At 63.4% G+C, this 18,358-nt stretch carries 19 protein-coding genes; 11 read left to right on the top strand and 8 right to left on the bottom strand.

Going from position 1 to position 18,358, the window contains the following annotated elements:
* Positions 1-75: 75 nt before the first annotated feature.
* Together JAB4_RS10780 and JAB4_RS10775 are read left to right on the top strand one after the other, a co-directional pair.
* Positions 76-1,863, top strand: a complete 1,788-nt coding sequence (locus JAB4_RS10780; RefSeq protein WP_162995605.1) for a PAS domain S-box protein — start codon at positions 76-78, stop codon at positions 1,861-1,863.
* Positions 1,864-1,926: 63 nt separating this feature from the next.
* Positions 1,927-3,066 carry a hypothetical protein gene (locus tag JAB4_RS10775; RefSeq protein WP_070224997.1) on the top strand — a complete coding sequence of 380 codons (1,140 nt, stop codon included), beginning with the start codon at positions 1,927-1,929 and terminating at the stop codon, positions 3,064-3,066.
* 64 nt (positions 3,067-3,130) lie between these two features.
* Here JAB4_RS10775 and rpoD read toward each other — a convergent pair whose 3' ends face one another.
* The gene (gene rpoD, locus JAB4_RS10770) at positions 3,131-5,686 is read right to left on the bottom strand and encodes an RNA polymerase sigma factor RpoD (protein WP_070224996.1); all 2,556 of its coding nucleotides are present in this window, start codon (positions 5,684-5,686) and stop codon (positions 3,131-3,133) included.
* 569 nt (positions 5,687-6,255) lie between these two features.
* Between rpoD and JAB4_RS10765 the strand changes: the two genes are divergently transcribed.
* The 3 genes from JAB4_RS10765 to JAB4_RS10755 are packed head-to-tail and all read left to right on the top strand — an operon-like array spanning position 6,256 to position 7,866.
* Entirely contained in the window at positions 6,256-6,765 is a 510-nt protein-coding gene (locus tag JAB4_RS10765; RefSeq protein ID WP_070224995.1) for a ProQ/FINO family protein, read from the top strand.
* A 9-nt stretch (positions 6,766-6,774) separates the two neighbouring features.
* Positions 6,775-7,422, top strand: coding sequence for a 3'-5' exonuclease (locus JAB4_RS10760; RefSeq protein ID WP_070224994.1), 648 nt, complete (start codon positions 6,775-6,777; stop codon positions 7,420-7,422).
* Positions 7,423-7,443: 21 nt separating this feature from the next.
* On the top strand, positions 7,444-7,866 hold the full coding sequence (locus JAB4_RS10755; RefSeq protein WP_070224993.1) for an SMI1/KNR4 family protein: 423 nt from the start codon (positions 7,444-7,446) through the stop codon (positions 7,864-7,866).
* 21 nt (positions 7,867-7,887) lie between these two features.
* On the opposite strand, the gene JAB4_RS10750 is transcribed toward JAB4_RS10755, so the two are convergent.
* Both JAB4_RS10750 and JAB4_RS10745 read right to left on the bottom strand, forming a co-directional pair.
* The gene (locus JAB4_RS10750) at positions 7,888-8,235 is read right to left on the bottom strand and encodes a DUF4870 domain-containing protein (protein ID WP_070224992.1); all 348 of its coding nucleotides are present in this window, start codon (positions 8,233-8,235) and stop codon (positions 7,888-7,890) included.
* 89 nt (positions 8,236-8,324) lie between these two features.
* On the bottom strand, positions 8,325-9,746 hold the full coding sequence (locus JAB4_RS10745) for a PLP-dependent aminotransferase family protein (protein ID WP_070224991.1): 1,422 nt from the start codon (positions 9,744-9,746) through the stop codon (positions 8,325-8,327).
* 152 nt (positions 9,747-9,898) lie between these two features.
* On the opposite strand from JAB4_RS10745, the gene JAB4_RS10740 reads away from it, so the two are divergent.
* From JAB4_RS10740 to JAB4_RS10725, 4 genes are all read left to right on the top strand, one after another.
* Complete coding sequence (locus JAB4_RS10740) at positions 9,899-10,624, top strand: c-type cytochrome (protein WP_070224990.1); 726 nt, start codon at positions 9,899-9,901, stop codon at positions 10,622-10,624.
* Entirely contained in the window at positions 10,621-11,895 is a 1,275-nt protein-coding gene (locus tag JAB4_RS10735) for a cytochrome c (RefSeq protein ID WP_070224989.1), read from the top strand. Before JAB4_RS10740 ends, JAB4_RS10735 begins: the two co-directional genes overlap by 4 nt.
* Before the next feature lie 75 nt (positions 11,896-11,970).
* The gene (locus tag JAB4_RS10730; RefSeq protein WP_070224988.1) at positions 11,971-12,261 is read left to right on the top strand and encodes a type II toxin-antitoxin system HigB family toxin; all 291 of its coding nucleotides are present in this window, start codon (positions 11,971-11,973) and stop codon (positions 12,259-12,261) included.
* Positions 12,239-12,664: a helix-turn-helix domain-containing protein gene (locus JAB4_RS10725; protein ID WP_083287290.1), complete on the top strand. Its 426-nt coding sequence runs from the start codon at positions 12,239-12,241 to the stop codon at positions 12,662-12,664. Before JAB4_RS10730 ends, JAB4_RS10725 begins: the two co-directional genes overlap by 23 nt.
* A 51-nt stretch (positions 12,665-12,715) precedes the next feature.
* Here JAB4_RS10725 and JAB4_RS10720 read toward each other — a convergent pair whose 3' ends face one another.
* Positions 12,716-13,351 carry an SAM-dependent methyltransferase gene (locus JAB4_RS10720; RefSeq protein ID WP_070224987.1) on the bottom strand — a complete coding sequence of 212 codons (636 nt, stop codon included), beginning with the start codon at positions 13,349-13,351 and terminating at the stop codon, positions 12,716-12,718.
* Between the two features lie 188 nt (positions 13,352-13,539).
* On the opposite strand from JAB4_RS10720, the gene JAB4_RS10715 reads away from it, so the two are divergent.
* On the top strand, positions 13,540-14,325 hold the full coding sequence (locus JAB4_RS10715; RefSeq protein WP_070224986.1) for a head GIN domain-containing protein: 786 nt from the start codon (positions 13,540-13,542) through the stop codon (positions 14,323-14,325).
* On the opposite strand, the gene JAB4_RS10710 is transcribed toward JAB4_RS10715, so the two are convergent.
* Together JAB4_RS10710 and JAB4_RS10705 are read right to left on the bottom strand one after the other, a co-directional pair.
* Positions 14,322-15,209, bottom strand: coding sequence for a dihydrodipicolinate synthase family protein (locus tag JAB4_RS10710; RefSeq protein WP_070224985.1), 888 nt, complete (start codon positions 15,207-15,209; stop codon positions 14,322-14,324). The two genes, JAB4_RS10715 and JAB4_RS10710, sit on opposite strands and share 4 nt — an antisense overlap.
* 31 nt (positions 15,210-15,240) lie before the next feature.
* On the bottom strand, positions 15,241-16,056 hold the full coding sequence (locus tag JAB4_RS10705; RefSeq protein WP_070224984.1) for an aldolase: 816 nt from the start codon (positions 16,054-16,056) through the stop codon (positions 15,241-15,243).
* 141 nt (positions 16,057-16,197) lie between these two features.
* Here JAB4_RS10705 and JAB4_RS10700 point away from each other — a divergent pair, with 141 nt between their 5' ends.
* Positions 16,198-16,746, top strand: a complete 549-nt coding sequence (locus JAB4_RS10700; RefSeq protein WP_070224983.1) for an XRE family transcriptional regulator — start codon at positions 16,198-16,200, stop codon at positions 16,744-16,746.
* A 63-nt stretch (positions 16,747-16,809) separates the two neighbouring features.
* Here JAB4_RS10700 and JAB4_RS10695 read toward each other — a convergent pair whose 3' ends face one another.
* Together JAB4_RS10695 and purU are read right to left on the bottom strand one after the other, a co-directional pair.
* Positions 16,810-17,352: a YaeQ family protein gene (locus JAB4_RS10695; RefSeq protein WP_070224982.1), complete on the bottom strand. Its 543-nt coding sequence runs from the start codon at positions 17,350-17,352 to the stop codon at positions 16,810-16,812.
* A 39-nt stretch (positions 17,353-17,391) separates the two neighbouring features.
* Positions 17,392-18,273, bottom strand: a complete 882-nt coding sequence (gene purU / locus JAB4_RS10690; protein ID WP_070224981.1) for a formyltetrahydrofolate deformylase — start codon at positions 18,271-18,273, stop codon at positions 17,392-17,394.
* Positions 18,274-18,358: the final 85 nt, after the last annotated feature.

Raw genomic sequence — 18,358 nt, 5'->3', positions numbered from 1 at the left:
ACACTAGCGTCGAATACTTTTCCCACTCCGGCGCTACGTGCACCGCAGCGGCCAACGATGACGCCAGGGACGCGTATGAGCAAATGGTCGATTGAAACGCTGAGTACGGCATGCGCCGCCCTCGTCCTGGTGGTGCTGGGCTGGCTGGCCGGCGCGGCCTGGCAGGAGCTCGACTCCTGGGAACATATCTGGCTGTTGCTGCTGCTGGCGGCAGCCGCCGGCACGGCCATGTGGCTGATGCGCAAGCTGCGCGCCCACCTCGCCAGCACGCGCTTGCAGCTCGATGCCAGCACCATGCGCTACCGCCACCTGAGCGAGACGGCGCAGGACGGCATGTGGCAAACGGATGCGCAAGGCACGATATTGCATCTCAACCAGCGCCTGTGCGACATGCTCGATATGCCTGCGGAAAAGCTGCTGGGCCATAAAATGAGCGAATTCTACGATGAGGCGACCTTGCTGCGCCTGTGTCCGCTGCGCCAGACAGCCACGGATAGCTGCATGGGAGAACTGCAATACCGGCACAGCGACGGTTCGGAACGCTGGGCGATGATCAGCGGCCGCCGCCTGTACGACCAACAGGGCACGCTGACGGGCGCGCTCGTGCTGGCCAGCGACATCACCGAACAAAAGCGGGCCGAACATGCATTGAGCGTCGCCCATGCGGAACTGGAAAGCCGCGTGGCCCTGCGCACGGCCCAGCTGCTCGACGTCAATCTCCAGCTATCGGCGGAAATCGCCATGCGCGCGCAAACGGAAGCGGCCCTGGCGCGCAGCGAAGAACGGCTGCAGGACATCATCTCCATGATGCCCCTGTCGCTGTTCCTGAAAGATGCCGATTCGCGCATCGTGCTGATGAACCAGGCCTGCGAGCAGCAATGGGGCGTGCACCAGCAGGACATTGCCGAAGGGCGCGACTTGCAGCATTTCCCCAGCGACCAGAACGTGGGCTTCCACGCGGCGGACCAGGAAGCGTTTGCCAGCCGCAAGGTGGTGATACGCGAAGAACTGGTATGGAATGCGCAGCTGCAGGAAAATCGCCTGCTGCAGACGCACAAGAAACCCATCTTCGATGCCGAAGGGCGGCCGCAGATGATCATCGCCATGGCCATCGACATCACCGACAGCAAGCGCAACGAGGAAAACCTGGAACGCACCCTGGCCCAGCTGCGCGAACTGAGCGACCACCAGCAAACGATCAAGGAAGAGGAACGCCGGCGCATCGCGCTCGACATTCATGACGACCTGGGCCAGAACCTGATGGTGCTGCGCATCGATGTGTCGCTGCTGCACGCGCGCACGGCCAAGACCCATCCGCGCCTGCACCGCCACGCGCAGCGCGTGCTCGACACCATCGACACCACCATCCGCTCGGTGCGCACCATCATCAATGACCTGCATCCCAGCACCCTCGAACTGGGACTGGGTCCGGCGGCCGAATGGCTGCTCCGCCAGATGGAAAGCCGCGGCGCCATCCGCTACCGGCTCACGCTCGACAGCGAGGTGCCGGACCTGGGCCTCGATCAGCGCCAGACCTCGGCCATCTTCCGCGTGCTGCAGGAATCGCTGTCGAACATCGTGCGCCACGCCCAGGCCAGCGAAGTGGAGGTGGCGCTGGAGCAAGATGCGGATTCCATCATCCTGCGCATCAGCGACAACGGCATCGGCATGCAGCCGGGCGACGACGGCAAGCGGGCCGCCTTCGGCCTGAAAAGCATACGCGAACGTGTCCACGCGCTGGGCGGCGAACTGCGCATCGACAGCCAGGCGGGCCGGGGCACGGTGCTGACCATCTACCTGCCCCACGCCGCCAGGCGCGCCATGCCGGCCATGCCCGAACACAAACATTACCAAAAACAGTAACAAATTAGATATGCATTTTTGGCAAATAAAAGTATAGTAAGTTTTTTCCTAGAGGAAACTATCATGCTGACACGGTTCTCCCGCCTCCCCGCCCCATTGCTCGGCCTGCTCCTGCTGGCCGCCGTTTCCAACGCCAGCGCCACCATTTATGCCGAACGGGGCTTTGGAGAAAGGGATGGCAACGGCAGCATCGCATCCGACCTGAACCCGGCTGGCCTGGTGGCCGGCATCATCATGGAAGAAGAAGGACGGCGCCGCGCCGTGACGTATCAGCATGGCCGCCTCCGCGAGCTGGGCACCCTGGGCGGCGATGAAGGTTTTACCAAGGCCATCAATATCCATGGCGCGGTGGTCGGTTCGGCGCAAACGGCCAGCGGCGCCTGGCACGCCTTCCGCTACGACGCGGCCGGCGGCATGCACGACCTGGGCACCCTGGGCGGTACCAGCAGCTATGCCACGGCCATCGCACAAGGCGGCCAGGTGGCCGGCTATGCCGACACGAGCGGCGGCGATTTCCACGCCTTTGTGACAAAAGCCGACCACAGCCTGCAAGACCTGGGCACCCTGGGCGGCGCCAGCAGCTATGCCAGCGGCCTGAACAGCCATGGCGTGGTGGTGGGCACGGCCCAGCGCGGCGATGGCTACCGCCGCGCCTTCGTCTACCACCCCGGCGCGGGCATGCGGGAAATCGGCACCCTGCCCGGCGGGCGCATCAGCTCGGCCACCGCCATCAATGACGCGGGCCTGATCGTGGGCGCCTCGGAAACGGAAAAACGCCGCTGGCACGCGTTCGCCTGGGATGGCAAGCGCATGCTGGACCTGGGCGCCCTGATCGGCCAGGGCGACAGCTACGCCACGGCCGTCAACGCGGCCGGGCACGTCGTCGGCAGCGTCAACATCAACGGCTTTGAACCGATGACCTTTGTCTACAAGGAAGGCGTGATGACGGTGCGCCGCCGCGACGACGGCCTGTATCTGACCAACAAGATCACGGACGCCGGCCTGGTGGTGGGCGCCGTCTACACGGGGCATAAATTCCAGGCCTTCGCCGTGCCCTCGCAAGCATCGCCGCCGCCGCCGCGCCGCAACCCGCTGGACTGGTTCTTCCTGACCGTCATCGCCGCCGCCTGCGGCGCGGCCCTGTTCCGCGCGCGCCGGCACGTGCGCGCCGGCCTGCTGGGACAGCGCACGCATTTTCTGTAAATCGGCACAGGTAGGGACGAAAAAAAAGAGACTTACGCCTCTTTTTTTATTGCCTGCTGACCGCTTAGTTTTGCGTCAGGAAAGTCTTCAGCTTGTCCGAACGCGAAGGCTGGCGCAGCTTGCTCATGGCTTTCGCCTCGATCTGGCGGATGCGCTCGCGCGTCACGTCGAACTGCTTGCCCACTTCTTCCAGCGTGTGGTCGTTCGACATTTCCACGCCGTAACGCATGCGCAGCACTTTCGCTTCGCGCGGCGTCAGGGAATCGAGTACTTCCTTGATCACGTTGCGCATCGAGGCGTGCAGCGCGGCGTCCAGCGGCGCCAACGTCGTGTTGTCTTCGATGAAGTCGCCCAGTTGCGAATCGCCATCTTCGCCCATCGGCGTTTCCATGGAAATCGGCTCTTTCGCGATCTTCATGATTTCGCGCACCTTGTTTTCCGGCATTTCCATCTTGACGGCCAGGGTCGCCAGGTCCGGCTCGCTGCCCGTTTCCTGCATGATCTGGCGCGAGATGCGGTTCATCTTGTTGATCGTTTCGATCATGTGCACCGGCACGCGGATGGTGCGGGCCATGTCGGCGATCGAACGCGTGATCGCCTGGCGTATCCACCAGGTGGCGTAGGTCGAGAACTTGTAGCCGCGGCGGTATTCGAATTTATCGACGGCCTTCAGCAGACCGATGTTGCCTTCCTGGATCAGGTCGAGGAATTGCAAGCCGCGGTTGATGTATTTCTTGGCGATCGAAATCACCAGACGCAAGTTGGCGACCGTCATCTCGCGTTTCGCGTGACGCGCGCGCTTTTCGCCGGCAGCCATCTGCTTGTTGATCTTGCGCAAGTCCGCCAGCGGCAGGGCCACGCGCGCTTGCAGGTCGATCATCTTCTTTTGCAGTTCCTTGACGGCAGGCACGTTACGGCTGAGGATGGCGCTGTACGGGTACTTGCAGTCGACTTCGCGGTCGACCCATTCCAGGTCGCATTCATTGCCCGGGAACACCTTGATGAAGTGGGCGCGCGGCATGCCGCATTTGTTCACGCACAGTTCCAGCACGGCGCGCTCGATGTGGCGCACTTCTTCCATCTGGCCGCGCAGGGTGTCGCACAGCTTTTCGACGACCTTGGCCGTGAAGCGGATGCCCAGCAATTCCTGCGAAATGGCTTCCTGCGCCTTGATGTAGGCTTTCGAGTTGTAACCTTCGGGCGCCTTGCGCATCTTGTCGTACTGCGTGGAAATGACGTTGAATTTCTCCAACGCATTCTTTTTCAGCTGGGCCAGTTGCTCGCTGGAGAAACCGGCAGCGCCGCCATTGGCGTCGCCGTCTTCTTCCTCGGCTTCTTCTTCCTCTTCCTCGTCGTCACCGCTGGCGGCGGCAGGCGCGGCGGGAGCGGCGGCCGGCGCCGGGGCATTGCTTTCGTTCAAATCCACAAAGCCGTCGACCACTTCATCGACCTTGATTTCATCGCGCGCAATTTTTTGCGACAGCGCGACGATTTCGCCGATCGTGGTGGGGCAGGCGGAAATAGCCTGAATCATGTCTTTCAGGCCGCCTTCGATGCGCTTGGCGATCTCGATCTCGCCTTCGCGCGTCAGCAGCGCCACGGCGCCCATTTCACGCATGTACATGCGCACGGGGTCGGTGGTGCGGCCGAAGTCGGAGTCGACCGTCGACAGGGCCGTGGCGGCAGCCGCTTCCACTTCATCGTCGCTGGTGACGGTGGCGACGTTGTCAGTCAACAACAGGCTTTCCGCATCAGGGGCGCGCTCGTAGACGGCGATGCCCATGTCGTTGAAAGTGGCGATGATGCCTTCGATGGCTTCCGGATCGATGATGTTTTCCGGCAATTGGTCATTGATCTCGGCGTAGGTGAGGAAACCGCGTTCCTTGCCCATGTTGATCAAGCCCGTGATCTGCTTGCGGCGGCGTTCCAGGTCCGCTGCCGATGCTTCCGGATCGCCCAGCGCGTCCGCCAGGCCGCCCTTGGCCTTGCGGTCGCGCGCTTTCGACACGGCCTTCAGTTCGGCGCGCTCGACGGCGTTGAGTGCTGCCACTTCATCGTTTTCCGGCGTGAATTCGCTCGGCTTGCGGCCGCGGCGGCCTGGCACCTTGACGGTCGGCAGGAAGTAATTCGAGGTGTCGATGGCGGCCAGGGCATCGGCGTCCGTGGTCTTGCTGACCACTTGCGCGCCGGTGATGATGGTCACGGGCGCTGCCTCAGGCTTGGCGCGCACGACTTTCGAGCGGGCTGCCGTCACCACCTTGTTCGTGGCGGCGCTTTCGCTGACCTTGCGCGGCGCGGCCGGGGCCTTGGCGCCGGGGGCGACCTTCACGCTTGGCGTTTTGGCCGGTGCGGCGTCGGCCACCTCGGCCACTTCGGCAACGGCGTCGACAGCCGCCGCTGGCGCTTCGGCAGCCGCATCGGCCGGCGGCACGGCAGCCAGGCGCGAGCGGCTTTTCTTCACCACGGTGACGACGGTGGGCGCCGTCGTGACGGTGGCTTCCGGATTCGCTTGCGCATTATCGATGAAGTAAGATAAAGTCGTTTTGGGTACGGCAAGTGGCGCCGCGGCTGGGCGTGGCGCCTTGGCGGACAACGTTAAAGTTTTTGGCGTATTCTTCATGAGATATCTCTTAATGCGAGACCAGATGGTGTCGGCGCGAAGTGAATGATTCCACCTAAGCCTGCGAAACCGGACTCGATGGAGCGTATTGTTGCGGCTGCCGTGTTAACGGCAGCGGCGCCTGTCTATCGGGACGTTCAAAGCCCGCGCATCCGTCATGCGGAGCGGCGGGGCCGAAGCCGGGTCAGATAAATAAGCGATGTACATTGCGGAATGAAAAAAAGCCCGTACCAGAACGGGCTTGAATCTATTGTTGTTCAGTGAAGACACAGCGGAGAGCAAGATTATGCACGAAGGCCAGTTATCTGGATAATTGATAAGCAAAATATCTGATATCAAAAATATCAATAATGATGGCCCTGCACCGCACTGCTCCTATCCCCTGCACACCTGAGCCAGACCATCAAAAACGGGGTCCAGTCATCAGCGCAAGCCGACATTATACACATTTCCCGTATTTCGCGCTGCGTCCGCTGTAGGGCGGACCCGCTTGTTGCAGCGCAAGTTGCCAAAAAAGACAATGCACTTGCCTGTGGCGCGTGCTATGCTCCCCTTTTATAGCCCAACCAATGATGTCGATGACCAGCTCCACGCCAGACCAGCAAGCCACCACTCCTGACACGCCAGTCGATGCAGCCCCAGCGGCGGCACCGGCCGCAGCGACCACGCCGGCGCCTGCCGGCCTGACCGCGCGCGCCCTGCTGAAGCAGTTCCAGGAGCAATTCCCGCCATTCCGCGATTGCCTGCCCTTGTCGATCGGTATCGACAAGCAGATCCTGGCGCGCCTGCCGGACCTGGACCGCAAGCTGATGCGCACGGCGCTGGGCATCCACACGGGTTCGCTGCGCTACCTGCGCGTGATGGAAAAAGCCAAGATCCGCTACGACCTCGACGGCACGGCCGGCGCGGAAGTGACGCAAACGCACCGCGACCACGCCACGCAAGTCTTGCAGCAACGCTTCAAGAAGGAAGCCGAGCGCAAGAAAGCCGAGCGCGACGCGGCCGCCGCCGAAGAAGCGAACCGCTTGCGCCTGGAAAAACTGAATCAGCTGACCGCGAAATTCTCGCGCAAAGGCTGATCCGGTTTCATGGACACAGCTGCCGTACCGCCACTCCCCCCGTATCAAGGCATCGCCCTCGACCACGTCAAGCTGGTACGTACCAGCGATGATGCACAGGCGGCCATGTCCGCCCTGCTGGCAGCGGACGCCATCGGCTTCGATACGGAGTCGAAGCCCACTTTTGTGAAGGGCGAGTCCTCCACGGGGCCGCATCTGATCCAGCTGGCTACCGACGACATCGCCTACCTGTTCCAGGTGGGCAGCACGCCGGCGCCGGCCCTGGCCGAACTCAAAGCCATCCTCGAATCGACCACCACCCTGAAGGTGGGCTTTGGCCTGTCCGACGACGTCAAGCGCCTGCGCAACAAGCTCGGTATCGCGCCAGCCCAGGTGCTCGACCTGTCCGTCGCCCTGCGCGGCGGCCAGCGCAACGACCTGGGCGCGAAGACGGCCGTGGCCAAATTTTTCGGCCTGCATCTGCAGAAATCGAAAAAGATCTCCACCACCAACTGGGCCACGTCGCGCCTGACGGAAAAGCAGATCCTGTACGCGGCCGACGATGCGCAAGTGGCCCTGCGCGTGTACCGCCGCTGGATCGCCGAAGGCGGCAAGGTGGCACCGCAAAAAGCGCCGCGCGCCAGTACGCCGCCTGGCCCGCCGCCAGTCGCCGCCTGAGCCGGCGCGCCTTCCTGCAACATGAGCAAGAACAAGTCCATCGGCACCACGCCTGACGCGATCACCGCCGCCGAACAGGCGCTGGGGCGTGCGCTGCCCGCGTCCTACGTGCAATGGTTATTGGTCAACAATGGCCGCGCGCTGGGCGCCTTGAGCATCTTTCCCGTCTACGACGCGGCTAATGCGCGCAAGACGTGGGAATCGATAGAACGCCATTACCGCACCGACTGGCAAGAGTGGCTCGAGAATACGGATGACGGCGATGCCGCATCCCTGCTGCCCTTTGCCCAGTTCGGCACGGGCGATTACTATTGTTTTGACTATGCGCAAACGGGGCCATCGGGCGAGCCGGTGGTCGTGCTGTGGTCGCACGAAACAGGGGCTGCCACCACGGTGGCGCCCGACTTTGCGTCATTCCTGATACTGCCCGGCCGCCCGGGCTGACACCCGGCGGCCGGCGCAGCCTTATTTGACCAGACGCAAGGTCAGGGGATAGCGGTAAGTGACGCCATTGCTGGCCTTGACGGCAGCGACGATCGAGCACACCAGGTTGGCCAGCGCCACGATCCAGAACAGGAACAGGCCGATCAGCACGAACGACAGGATGAAGCAGGCGAAATACCAGATGATCAGGGTGATCTGGAAATTGAGCGCCTCGCGGGCGTTCTCGGCCGAGAATTGATCCGCATCGTCTTTCTTGATCAAGTAAATGATCAGCGGCGCCACCCAGCTGGTGAACAGGCCGCCAACGTGGGACAGAATGGCCAGCGTCGTATCTTGCGTACGACCCAGTTCCGGCTGCGTGTTATCCATTATCATTCCCATCATTCGTTATAGATACTTCAATATAACAGCAATATTTCCTTTTGGAATGAAACACTTGCTGGCGCAAGGACTTTTTTTCATGTGCCGCTTGCCGCCCTCTGCGCCAGCCGCCCCAGGGTGGCGATGGCCTCTTCCAGCTGCGGACTCCACGGGTGTCCATAATTGAGGCGGATGCAGTGGCGAAACGCGCGCGTGGCGGAAAAGATGGGGCCGGGCGCGATGCTGATGCCGGCCGCCAGCGCGCTGCGGTGCAAGGCCAGCGCATCGATGCCCGCCGGCATTTCAACCCAGACGAAATAGCCGCCCTGCGGCCGCGTTACCCGCGTGCCGGGCGGAAAATGCACGGCGATCGCTTGCAGCATGGTGTTTTGCTGCGCCGCCAGGGTCAAGCGCAGCTGGCGCAAATGGCGGTCGTAGCCGCCCTGCGCCAGATAATCGGCCAGCGCCATCTGCAGGGGGATGGGCGCCGACAGGCTCGTCGTCAGTTTCAAGCGCTCGACCTGGCGCGCATAGCGGCCCGCCACGGCCCAGCCCAGCCGGAAACCAGGCGCCAGGGTCTTGGAAAACGAGCTGCAATGCATGACGAGGCCCGCGCTGTCGTGGCTTTTCGTCAGGCCCGGACGCTGCTTGCCGAAATACAGCTCGCCATACACATCATCCTCGATCAGCGGCACGCCATGGCGCGCCAGCAGTTCGACCAGCGCGCGCTTCTTTTGCGGCGGCATCAGGCTGCCCAGAGGGTTCTGGAAACTCGTCATCAGCCAGCACGCCTTGGGCCGGTGGCGTTGCAGCAACTCTTCCAGCGCGGCCAGGTCGACACCGTCACGGGGGCTCGTGGCGATCTCGACGGCCTTGAGTTCCAGCCGCTGCAGCGCCTGCAGGCAGGCATAGAAGCTGGGCGACTCGATCAGCACCGTGTCGCCGGGCCGCGTGACGGCTTGCAGGCACAGGTTCAGCGCTTCCAGCGCGCCATTCGTGATGACGATGTCGTCGCTGGAAACGGGCGCGCCGCCCTGCTGGTAGCGCAGGGCGATCTGGCGTCGCAGCTCGGCATTGCCCAAGGACAAATCCGTGACGGTGCTCCACGGGTCGAGGCGGCGCATGCTGGCCGACACGGCCCGCGCCAGCCTTTCCATGGGGAACAGCTGCGGGCTGGGAAAGGCCGAACCGAACGGCACGATATCGCGCGCGCCCGCGGCGCCCAGCACTTCGAACACGAGGTCGCTAACGTCGACTGTGGTGCTGGCGTCGAGCGGGTGGGAACTGTCCGGCTCGGGGGCCAGCGCGGCGCGCTGCGGCGCCACGTAATAGCCGGAGCGGGGACGCGAGACGATCATGCCGCGCGCTTCGAGCAAATAATACGCCTGGAACACCGTCGACGGGCTCACGCCCCTGCGCGCATGCTGCTGGCGTACGGACGGTAATTTATCGCCAGGCAGCAACAGCTGCGTACTGATCATGGCGGCGACTTCTTCCGCCAATTCCTCATATCGTTTCAACCCTGCTCCTCAAACTGATCCGTAGTTTTATTGCACAACTGATCCTGTCACAGTGACAGCACCCGGTATATGCTAGGGTAACAACATCCGGGCAGCAACACCGGCACGGCATATCGACCGACGAGACAGGTTATTTCCCCATGCAACTCCCCATGCTACTGCATTCCCCGCCCGTGCTGCTGGCCCTGGCTATCGCCTGGCCCGGCATGGCGCTGGCCGCGCCCGCCGCGTTGCCATCTGGCCACGACAGCCTGGAGCAGCGCATCAAGGCGTGCACGGCATGCCATGCGCCGAAGGAACGCCACGACGCCTTCTTTCCCCGCATCGCCGGCAAGCCTTCAGGCTACCTGTACAACCAGCTGCTGAACTTTCGCGAGGGACGGCGCCAGTATCCAATGATGAACTACATGGTCGAGCACTTGCCGGACGATTACCTGCGCGAAATCGCCGAATATTTTGCGGCGCAGCACCCTGCCCCGCCGCCGGCCCAGCCCAGCGGCGCCGGCACGGCAGCCCTGGAACGCGGCAAGCAGCTGGTGCTGCAAGGCGACAGCGGCAAGAAGATTCCCGCCTGCATCGCCTGCCACGGCCAGCAGCTGGCCGGCGTGGCGCCCGCCATCCCCGGCTTGCTGGGCTTGCCGCGCGACTATATCAATGCCCAGCTGGGTGCGTGGAAGAACGGCATCCGCCGCGCCCACGCGCCCGACTGCATGGCGCAAGTGGCGCAGCGCCTGTCGGACGCGGACGTGGGCGCCGTCTCGGCCTGGCTGGGCACGCAAGTGGCCAGCGCCGACGCGCGCCCCGCCAGCAGCATCGCCCTGCCCTTGCCCCTGCATTGCGGCGGCGTGCCGGGCTCCGGTGCACAGGTGGCGCCATGAAAAAATGGATGATCGCGATTGCCGGCGTTGCCATCGTTGCGGCCGGCGCCAGATTCGTACTGTATCCAGACGACGACATGGGCCCGCCCGCCGTTGCCAGCACCCTGAGCCAGGAACAGCTGGTCGCGCGCGGCGCCTACCTGGCCAAGGCGGGCGATTGCATGGCCTGCCACACGACGCGCGGCGGCGTGCCCTACGCGGGGGGACGGGCCCTGCAGACGCCGTTCGGCAAGGTGCTCTCGCCCAACATCACGGCCGACAGGGAAACGGGCATCGGCAGCTGGACGGCCGACGATTTCTGGCGCGCCATCCACAACGGCAAGTCGAAAGACGGCCGGCTGCTGTATCCGGCCTTTCCCTACACCAGCTACACCAAGGTGCAGCGCGAAGACAGCGACGCCCTGTATGCGTATTTCCAAAGCGTGCCGCCGCACAAGCAGGAGAATACGCCGCACGCGCTGCGCTTCCCCTACAACCAGCAGATCGCCCTGGCGGCCTGGCGCGCCCTGTATTTCAAGCCAGGCGTGTACCAGCCGCTGACGGGCAAAAGCATGGAGTGGAACCGGGGCGCCTACCTGGTACAGGGCCTGGGCCACTGCAGCGCCTGCCATAGCAGCCGCACCACCCTGGGCGGCAGCGACGACGGCCTGTCGGGCGGCCTGATCCCCGTGCTGGGCTGGTATGCGCCGTCGCTGACGTCCGACGCGGAAGCGGGCCTGGGCGACTGGGACACGGCGCATATCGTGGAATTGCTGCAAACGGGCGTCTCGCCGCGCGCCACCGTCTTCGGCCCCATGGCGGAGGTCGTGCGGCAAAGCTTGCAGCACATGAGCACGACCGATGTGCAAGCCATGGCCGTCTATCTGAAAAGCCTGCCCGGCCCCGCGCAGCCCGCACCACGGGCGCCGCGCGACACGTCGGAGCAAGCCCGGCAGCAACTGGCGCTGGGCGCAAAACTGTATGAAGCGCAGTGCGCAAGCTGCCACCAGGCCGACGGCAAGGGTGTACCGCCCGGCTACCCGCCGCTGGCCGGCAACCGCGCGCTGACGACGGTCTCGGCCGTGAACGCCATCCGCCTCGTGCTCAACGGCGGCTTCGCGCCCGGGACAAAAGGCAACCCGCGTCCCTACGGCATGCCGCCGTTCGGTCCCGTCATGGATGATGCGGAAGTGGCGGCCGTGGTCACGTATCTGCGCGCGTCGTGGGGCAATGATGCGCCGGCGGTGTCGGCGCTGGAGGTAAACAAATACCGCAGCGTGCCGCTGGAATAATGCCGTTTGACGATTATCTCAAATTGAGATAATCTGCGCTCATGATATCGCTTCGTCACGGCATCGCTTCGGCATATGCGCATCGTCGCCAACAAGGCTTTGATCGATTTCGCCAGGAAACATCCCCTGGCGGGCGAGCCCATGCAGGCATGGCGCAAGATCATCGAATCGAGGCCTTTTGCCAATTTCGCCGTGCTGAAGTCGATATTTAACGCCACGGATCGCGTCGGTGATTACTATGTTTTTAATATTGGCGGTAACAAGTACCGGATCATTGCGGCCATTCACTTCAATCGCCAATTGCTGTTCATCCGGGAAGTGTTGACGCACAGGAGTACGACGCATGGAAACCTTGATGCATCGTGAGATGATTACAGAAATCACTGTCCACTATCAGGCCTTGTCCAAACTGGTCCCTCTGCAGGCGATTCCTGATGCGCCCGCTTATGAACAAGCTGTCAGCGTATTGCATCAGCTATTGGACGCGGGGGCGGCCGATGAAAAACACCCGTTGGCGGGGTTGGTTGACAGTATCGGCCGGTTGATAGCCGATTACGATCAGGAGCATTTCCCGGCTGCCCCTGTTTCGCCTGCGGCCACGCTGCGCCAGTTAATGGAACAACATTCACTGACACAGTCCGACGTACCGGAAGTCGGCACCCAAGGCGTCGTCTCTGAAGTGCTCAACGGCAAGCGGGATCTGAATGTGCGGCAAATCAAGGCCCTGGCACAACGATTCGACGTCCCTCCCAGTGTTTTTATTGCGTAATCCAATAAAAAACCGGCTCACGCCGGTTCTTTTCATGTCAAACAGCCGTTCTCAGCGGAACTTGCTCTTGTGCCCCGTTTTGAGGTCCAGCGCATAGCGCACGCCGTTGTCCGTCAGCATGACTTCATCGGGCGGTTCCTCGCCGGCCAAGGCGCCGTCGATCAGGGGCAAGCCTTCGCCCTTGCGCATCAGGTCGTCGCAGCGCTCGTACACGTTGACGCAGCCGGTGGACGCCATCAGCGATTGCACGATGGCCACTTTCCACGCGTCGACGCCGCCGGCGTTGAATTCGCAGATCAGATAGCCCTGCACGCCGCCAAACAGTTGCACCACCAGGCCCGGCAAGCCCTCGTCTTCACCCTTGATCAGGGTCAGCAGCTGGTTTTCGCCGGCCTTCTTGATGGCTGGCAGTTTTTTCTCGATGGCGGCCTTGACCCTGCGCTTGATCAGCGCGTGGTCGACCGGTTCGTCTTCCTTGAAGCTCCAGATGCGCGCGCGGATCTGCGACTTCGAATTGTAGGCGGCGCGGGCGATAAATTGTTTCGAAGAACTCTGCACGATGGCCGTCGAGCCGGGCTTCATTTTTTCCTGCGGCTTGCCTTCGACTTTTTCAATCGCGGACGCGTAAATCCACGATTGGCCCAGCAAGCTCTTTTCCTTGCCCTGTTTGATGGTGATGATCAGCATGTAATTCCAGTAGTGTGAGCGGCGCGTGCCGGTCGTCGTATGTCCAATACCGGCATGATACCTCATGCCATCCTGTCGCATCCTCCTGCATTCCATGCCGCTGCCGGCGCAGTCTGTCGCAGCGCCCTACGCAGGCGCGGCCGGCTCGCATACCATGCCTGCAGTCCAATTCAAAACAGGGAGCAAGAATGACACCGACACTTTTCCACCGCCGCCGCTTCAGCGCCGCGACCGCCCTGCTGCTGGCCGCCTGCGCGCTGGCCATGCCGGCCGCGCCGGCGCTGGCCTCGCCACTGGACTGGATTTCCGGCAACAGCATCCAAGGCAGCGGGAAGCTGCAAAAACAGACGCGCGATGTGGGCAGTTTCCATGGCGTGGCGCTGAACGTGCCGGGCACGGTCGAGCTGCGTATCGGCAACACGGACAGCGTCACCATCGAAGCCGACGACAATATCCTGCCGCTGATCGAGACAGCCGTGGAAAACGGCACCCTGCGCATCCGCCCCGCCAAGCGCAACGCGAATTTCCGCCAGAGCAGCCTGACCATCGTCATCCAGGCGCGCCAGGTGGAGCGCGTCAGCGTGGGCGGCTCGGGCAACATCACGGCAACGGGCTTGCGGGCCGAGAATCTGCGCTTCGACGTGGGCGGTTCCGGCTCCATCAACGCGCGCGAGCTCGACAGCCGCCAGGTGTCCGTGGCCATCGGCGGCAGCGGCAACTTCAAGGCCAGCGGCAAGACCGAGCAGCTGACGGCCTCGATCGGCGGCTCGGGCAATATCCAGGCGGGCAAGCTGGCCGCGCGCGACGTGCAGGTGAGCATCGGCGGCTCGGGCGAAGCGCAGGTATGGGCCAAGGATGACTTGACCATCAGCATCGGCGGTTCGGGCGAAGTCAGCTACTACGGCGACCCGCGCATCAGCCGCAGCATGCAGCGTTCGAGCAGCATCAAGCGCCTGGGTGCCGCGCCGAATTAGGCCGTAAGGCTGGCCAGCACGGCGGCAAGCGCGCGCGTGGCCGCCTCGTCCAGCGGCTGCAGCGGCGCGCGGGGCGTACCCACATCAAAGCCCCGCAGCGCCAGCCCCGCCTTGACGGTGGGCGGCAAGCCCCCTTTCATCAGGCATTGCAGCAATGGCAATTGCTGGAAGAACAGTTCACGCGCCCGCACCAGGTCGCCCGCCTGCACGGCCGCATACAGGGCCAGCGGCAATCCCGCATGCAGGTTGGGCGCGGCCGTGCACCAGCCGCGGGCGCCGGCCGCCAGCGCGGCGAAGGCCAGGGTATTGCTGCCGTTGTAGAACGGCAACGCTCCCCCGCTCAGCTGCGCCAGCCGGTGCATGCGCTGGATGTCGCCCGTGCTTTCCTTGACCATCGTCACATTCGGCACCTCGCGCCAGATGCGCACGATCAGCTCGGGCGACATATCGATGCCGCTGGTGGCCGGATTGTTGTACAGCATGATCGGAATGCCCACGGCGTCGCCGATGCGCGCCACGTGGCGCACAATTTCTTCCTCGCTCAATTTCCAGTACGACACGGGCAAGACCATCACCGCGTCGGCGCCCTGCTTTGCCGCAAAGCGGGCGCGGCGCATGGCGCCCGCCGTGGTCAGGTCGGAAATGCCCACCACCGTGGGCACGCGCCTGGCGACGGCGGCCAGCGAGGTGGCGGCGACGGCTTCCCACTCCGCGTCCTGCAGGTAGGCGCTCTCGCCCGTGCTGCCCAGCGGGGCGATGCTGTGCACGCCGTCGGCGATCAGGCGCTCGATCAGTCGTTGCAGGCGCGGCAGGTCGACGTCGCCGCCATCGGCCGTGAAAGGGGTGACAGGGTAGGCAATGATGCCGTGAAATGGTGTCTGCATGATGTTCCTTCCTTTAATCAGTGTGTGTGGTTCAGGCCAGGCAGTCGGCGTGCTGGCGCAGGGCGCGCCGCGCGTAATAGGCGAAGGTCACCGTGTCGCGCCGGGCCGTGGAAATCCAGTCGTGCGCCTCGCGCGCCAGGGCCGGGGGCAAGGGCAGGATGGTGCCGGCCGCCATGGCCAGCAATTGCAAACGGGCTGCCCGTTCCATCAGCAAGGCCAGCATGCACGCCTCTTCCACCGTGCGGCCCACCACCAGCTGGCCGTGATGGGCCAGCAGGATGGCGCGCTTGTCGCCCAGGGCGCCGGCGATGATCTCGCCTTCTTCATTTCCTACCGGCACACCCGGCCACGAGGGCAGGAAGGCGCAATCGTCGAACAGGGGGCAGGTATCCATGTGCGACACCTGCAGCGGCTGCTCCAGCATCGACAGCGCCGCCACGTGCGTTGGATGCGTGTGGATGATGCAGGCCACGTCCGGGCGCTGGCGGTAGATCCAGCTGTGGAAACGGTTGGCCGGGTTGGGAATACCCTCGCCGTGCACCACACGCAGGTCATGGTCGACCTCGAGCAGATTGCTGGCCGTGATTTCATCGAAGCCCAGGCCCAGCTGTTGCGTGTAGAACGTGGCGTCCTGGCCGCCACGGCTGCTGATCTGCCCTGCCAGGCCGGAATCATGTCCGCCATCGAACAGGATGCGGCAGGACAGCGCCAGGGTTTGCCGCGCCGACCAGGCACTGTCCTGCGTGACGCTGGCCAGGCGCCGCTCGGCGATGGCCACCAGTTCGTCTTTCGACAAGGCCAGGCTGGCGCCCGGTGCCGCTGCTTCATACTGAGTATTGTGTTGCATCGTTGATCCTTCACTCATGCTGACTACGCTTCCCGGCATGCACGGCAACAGCCGCGCAACCCAATCCGAGGAAACTGAGTGTATTTTAGGACACTTTGTGTCATGAGGTACAATAGTTTTTTTAAATCGACCGATGCAACCATGGCTATGCGTCTGAAACTGCTGAGAAAACACAAGGGCTGGACCCTGGAACAGCTGGCGGAAAAAAGCGGCTTGACGAAGAGTTACTTGTCCAAGGTGGAGCGGGGCCTGAGCGTGCCCTCAATCGCCGTGGCGCTGAAACTGTCGCACGCGATGCAGGTGGACGTGGAGCAGCTGTTCAGCGACAGCCACCGGCAGGCGGCCGTCACCATCACCCGCGCCGGCGATCCGGCCAGCGCGGGCGCGATGCCGCCGCTGCCGCATTTCGCCAGCATCGCCGCCGGCGTGGCACCGAAGAAAATGCTGCCCTTCATGGTGTATCCGGCGGCCGATTTCGCCGCCTCCGCCTTCAAGGAACATGCGGGCGAGGAATTCCTGTTCGTGCACCAGGGCGCGATTGAAATCGAGTTTCCCCAGGAAACCGTGCAGTTGCACACGGGCGACTCCGTGTATTTCAACGCCCTGATTCCGCACCGCACGCGCAGCATTGGCGCGCAGCAGGCGCAGTTGCTGGTCATCGTCAGCAACGACGAAGACGCGGCCCCGTAAAGCGGCGGCGCAATGCAAAAAGCCCGGAGCGATCCGGGCTTTTTGCGTTTCAGACAGCCAACATCAGCGTGGCGGCTTCACCGGTTCGCGGTCGACCAGGACCGTGTTGACGCTGTCGGTCAGCCAGATCTGGCCATCCTGGATCGTGCATTGCAGCTGCATGGTGCGCTGCGCCAGCTTGCTCATGTCTTGCGCCGCCTCGGATGGCAAGTTGATCACGGTCAAGTTCTTCGCCCGTTCCAGTTTATTCGCGATCTGCTTCCACCAGATGTGGCTGGTTGCGCCATAGCTGTAGACGATGACCTGTTCCGAACGGCCGCAGGCCTTCAGGATGCGCTTTTCATCCGGCTGGCCCACTTCGATCCACAGCTGGATGGCGCCCGTCAAATCCTTCTGCCACAGGTCGGGCTCTTCCGTATCGAACAGGCCCTTGGTGAAGGTCAGCGCCTCGTCCGCATGGATGGCGAACGCCAGCAGGCGCACCATCATGCGCTCGTCCGTTTCGGACGGGTGGCGCGCCAGGGTCAGCGCATGATCCTGGTAGTAATTGCGGTCCATGTCGGCGATCTGCAGATCGGCTTTGAAAATTGTTGCTTTGAGGGCCATCGTGTTTCTGTCTCGGTAAAGTAAATAGTGAAGTCGGTATCAGCGGAAAACCACGGTCTTGTCGCCATTTTTCAGGATGCGATGCTCGACGAACCATTTCACGGCGCGCGCCAGCACCACGCACTCGACGTCGCGGCCGATGGCCGTCAGCGTTTCCGCATCCATCGCATGGTCGACGCGCTCGACGTCCTGCTCGATGATCGGGCCTTCGTCCAGGTCGCCCGTGACGAAGTGGGCCGTCGCGCCGATCAGCTTGACGCCGCGGTGGTGCGCCTGCGCATACGGCTTGGCGCCCTTGAAGCTGGGCAGGAAGGAGTGGTGGATATTGATGGCGCGGCCGTCGAGCGCCTGGCACAGGCCGGGCGACAGGATCTGCATGTAGCGCGCCAGCACCACCAGGTCGATCTTGTGCGTGTCCATCAGGTCGAGGATCTTCGCTTCCTGCGCCAGCTTGGCCGCTTCCGGCGCACCGGCCGCCAATGGCAAGTGGTGGAAGGGAATATTGTAGCTGGCCGCCAGCTGGTAGAACTCCATGTGATTCGACACGATGGCGGGAATTTCCACGTTCAGCAAGCCGCTCTTGTAGCGGAACAGCAAATCGTTGAGGCAATGGCCGATCTTCGACACCATCAGCATCACGCGCGGCTTGACGCGCGCATCGTGCAACTGGCCATGGAAGGGGCCATTGCGCTGCATGACTTGCGACAAGTCGGCGAAGTCGCTGCGCAACTGGGCGTCGCTGACGGCGCCGTCTTCCAGCGCGAAATGCACGCGCATGAAGAACAGCTGGGATTCCTGGTCGCCGAACTGGGCGGAATCGAGGATGTTGCAGCCGTGATCGGCCAGGAAGCCGGACACGCGGTGCACGATGCCGCGCTGGTCCAGGCAGGACAGGGTCAGGATGTATTCGGGATGCGTCATGGTCGCGGAAATAGGTAAAAAAGTAAGGCGATGCTCGGCTCAGCCACGCGCGCCGGCCATCGGCTGCGCTGCCGCGAGCCGGCTA

Source organism: Janthinobacterium sp. HH102, from assembly GCF_001758625.2.
Classification (GTDB): domain Bacteria; phylum Pseudomonadota; class Gammaproteobacteria; order Burkholderiales; family Burkholderiaceae_D; genus Janthinobacterium.
This window is presented reverse-complemented; position numbering and strand designations above follow the sequence as displayed.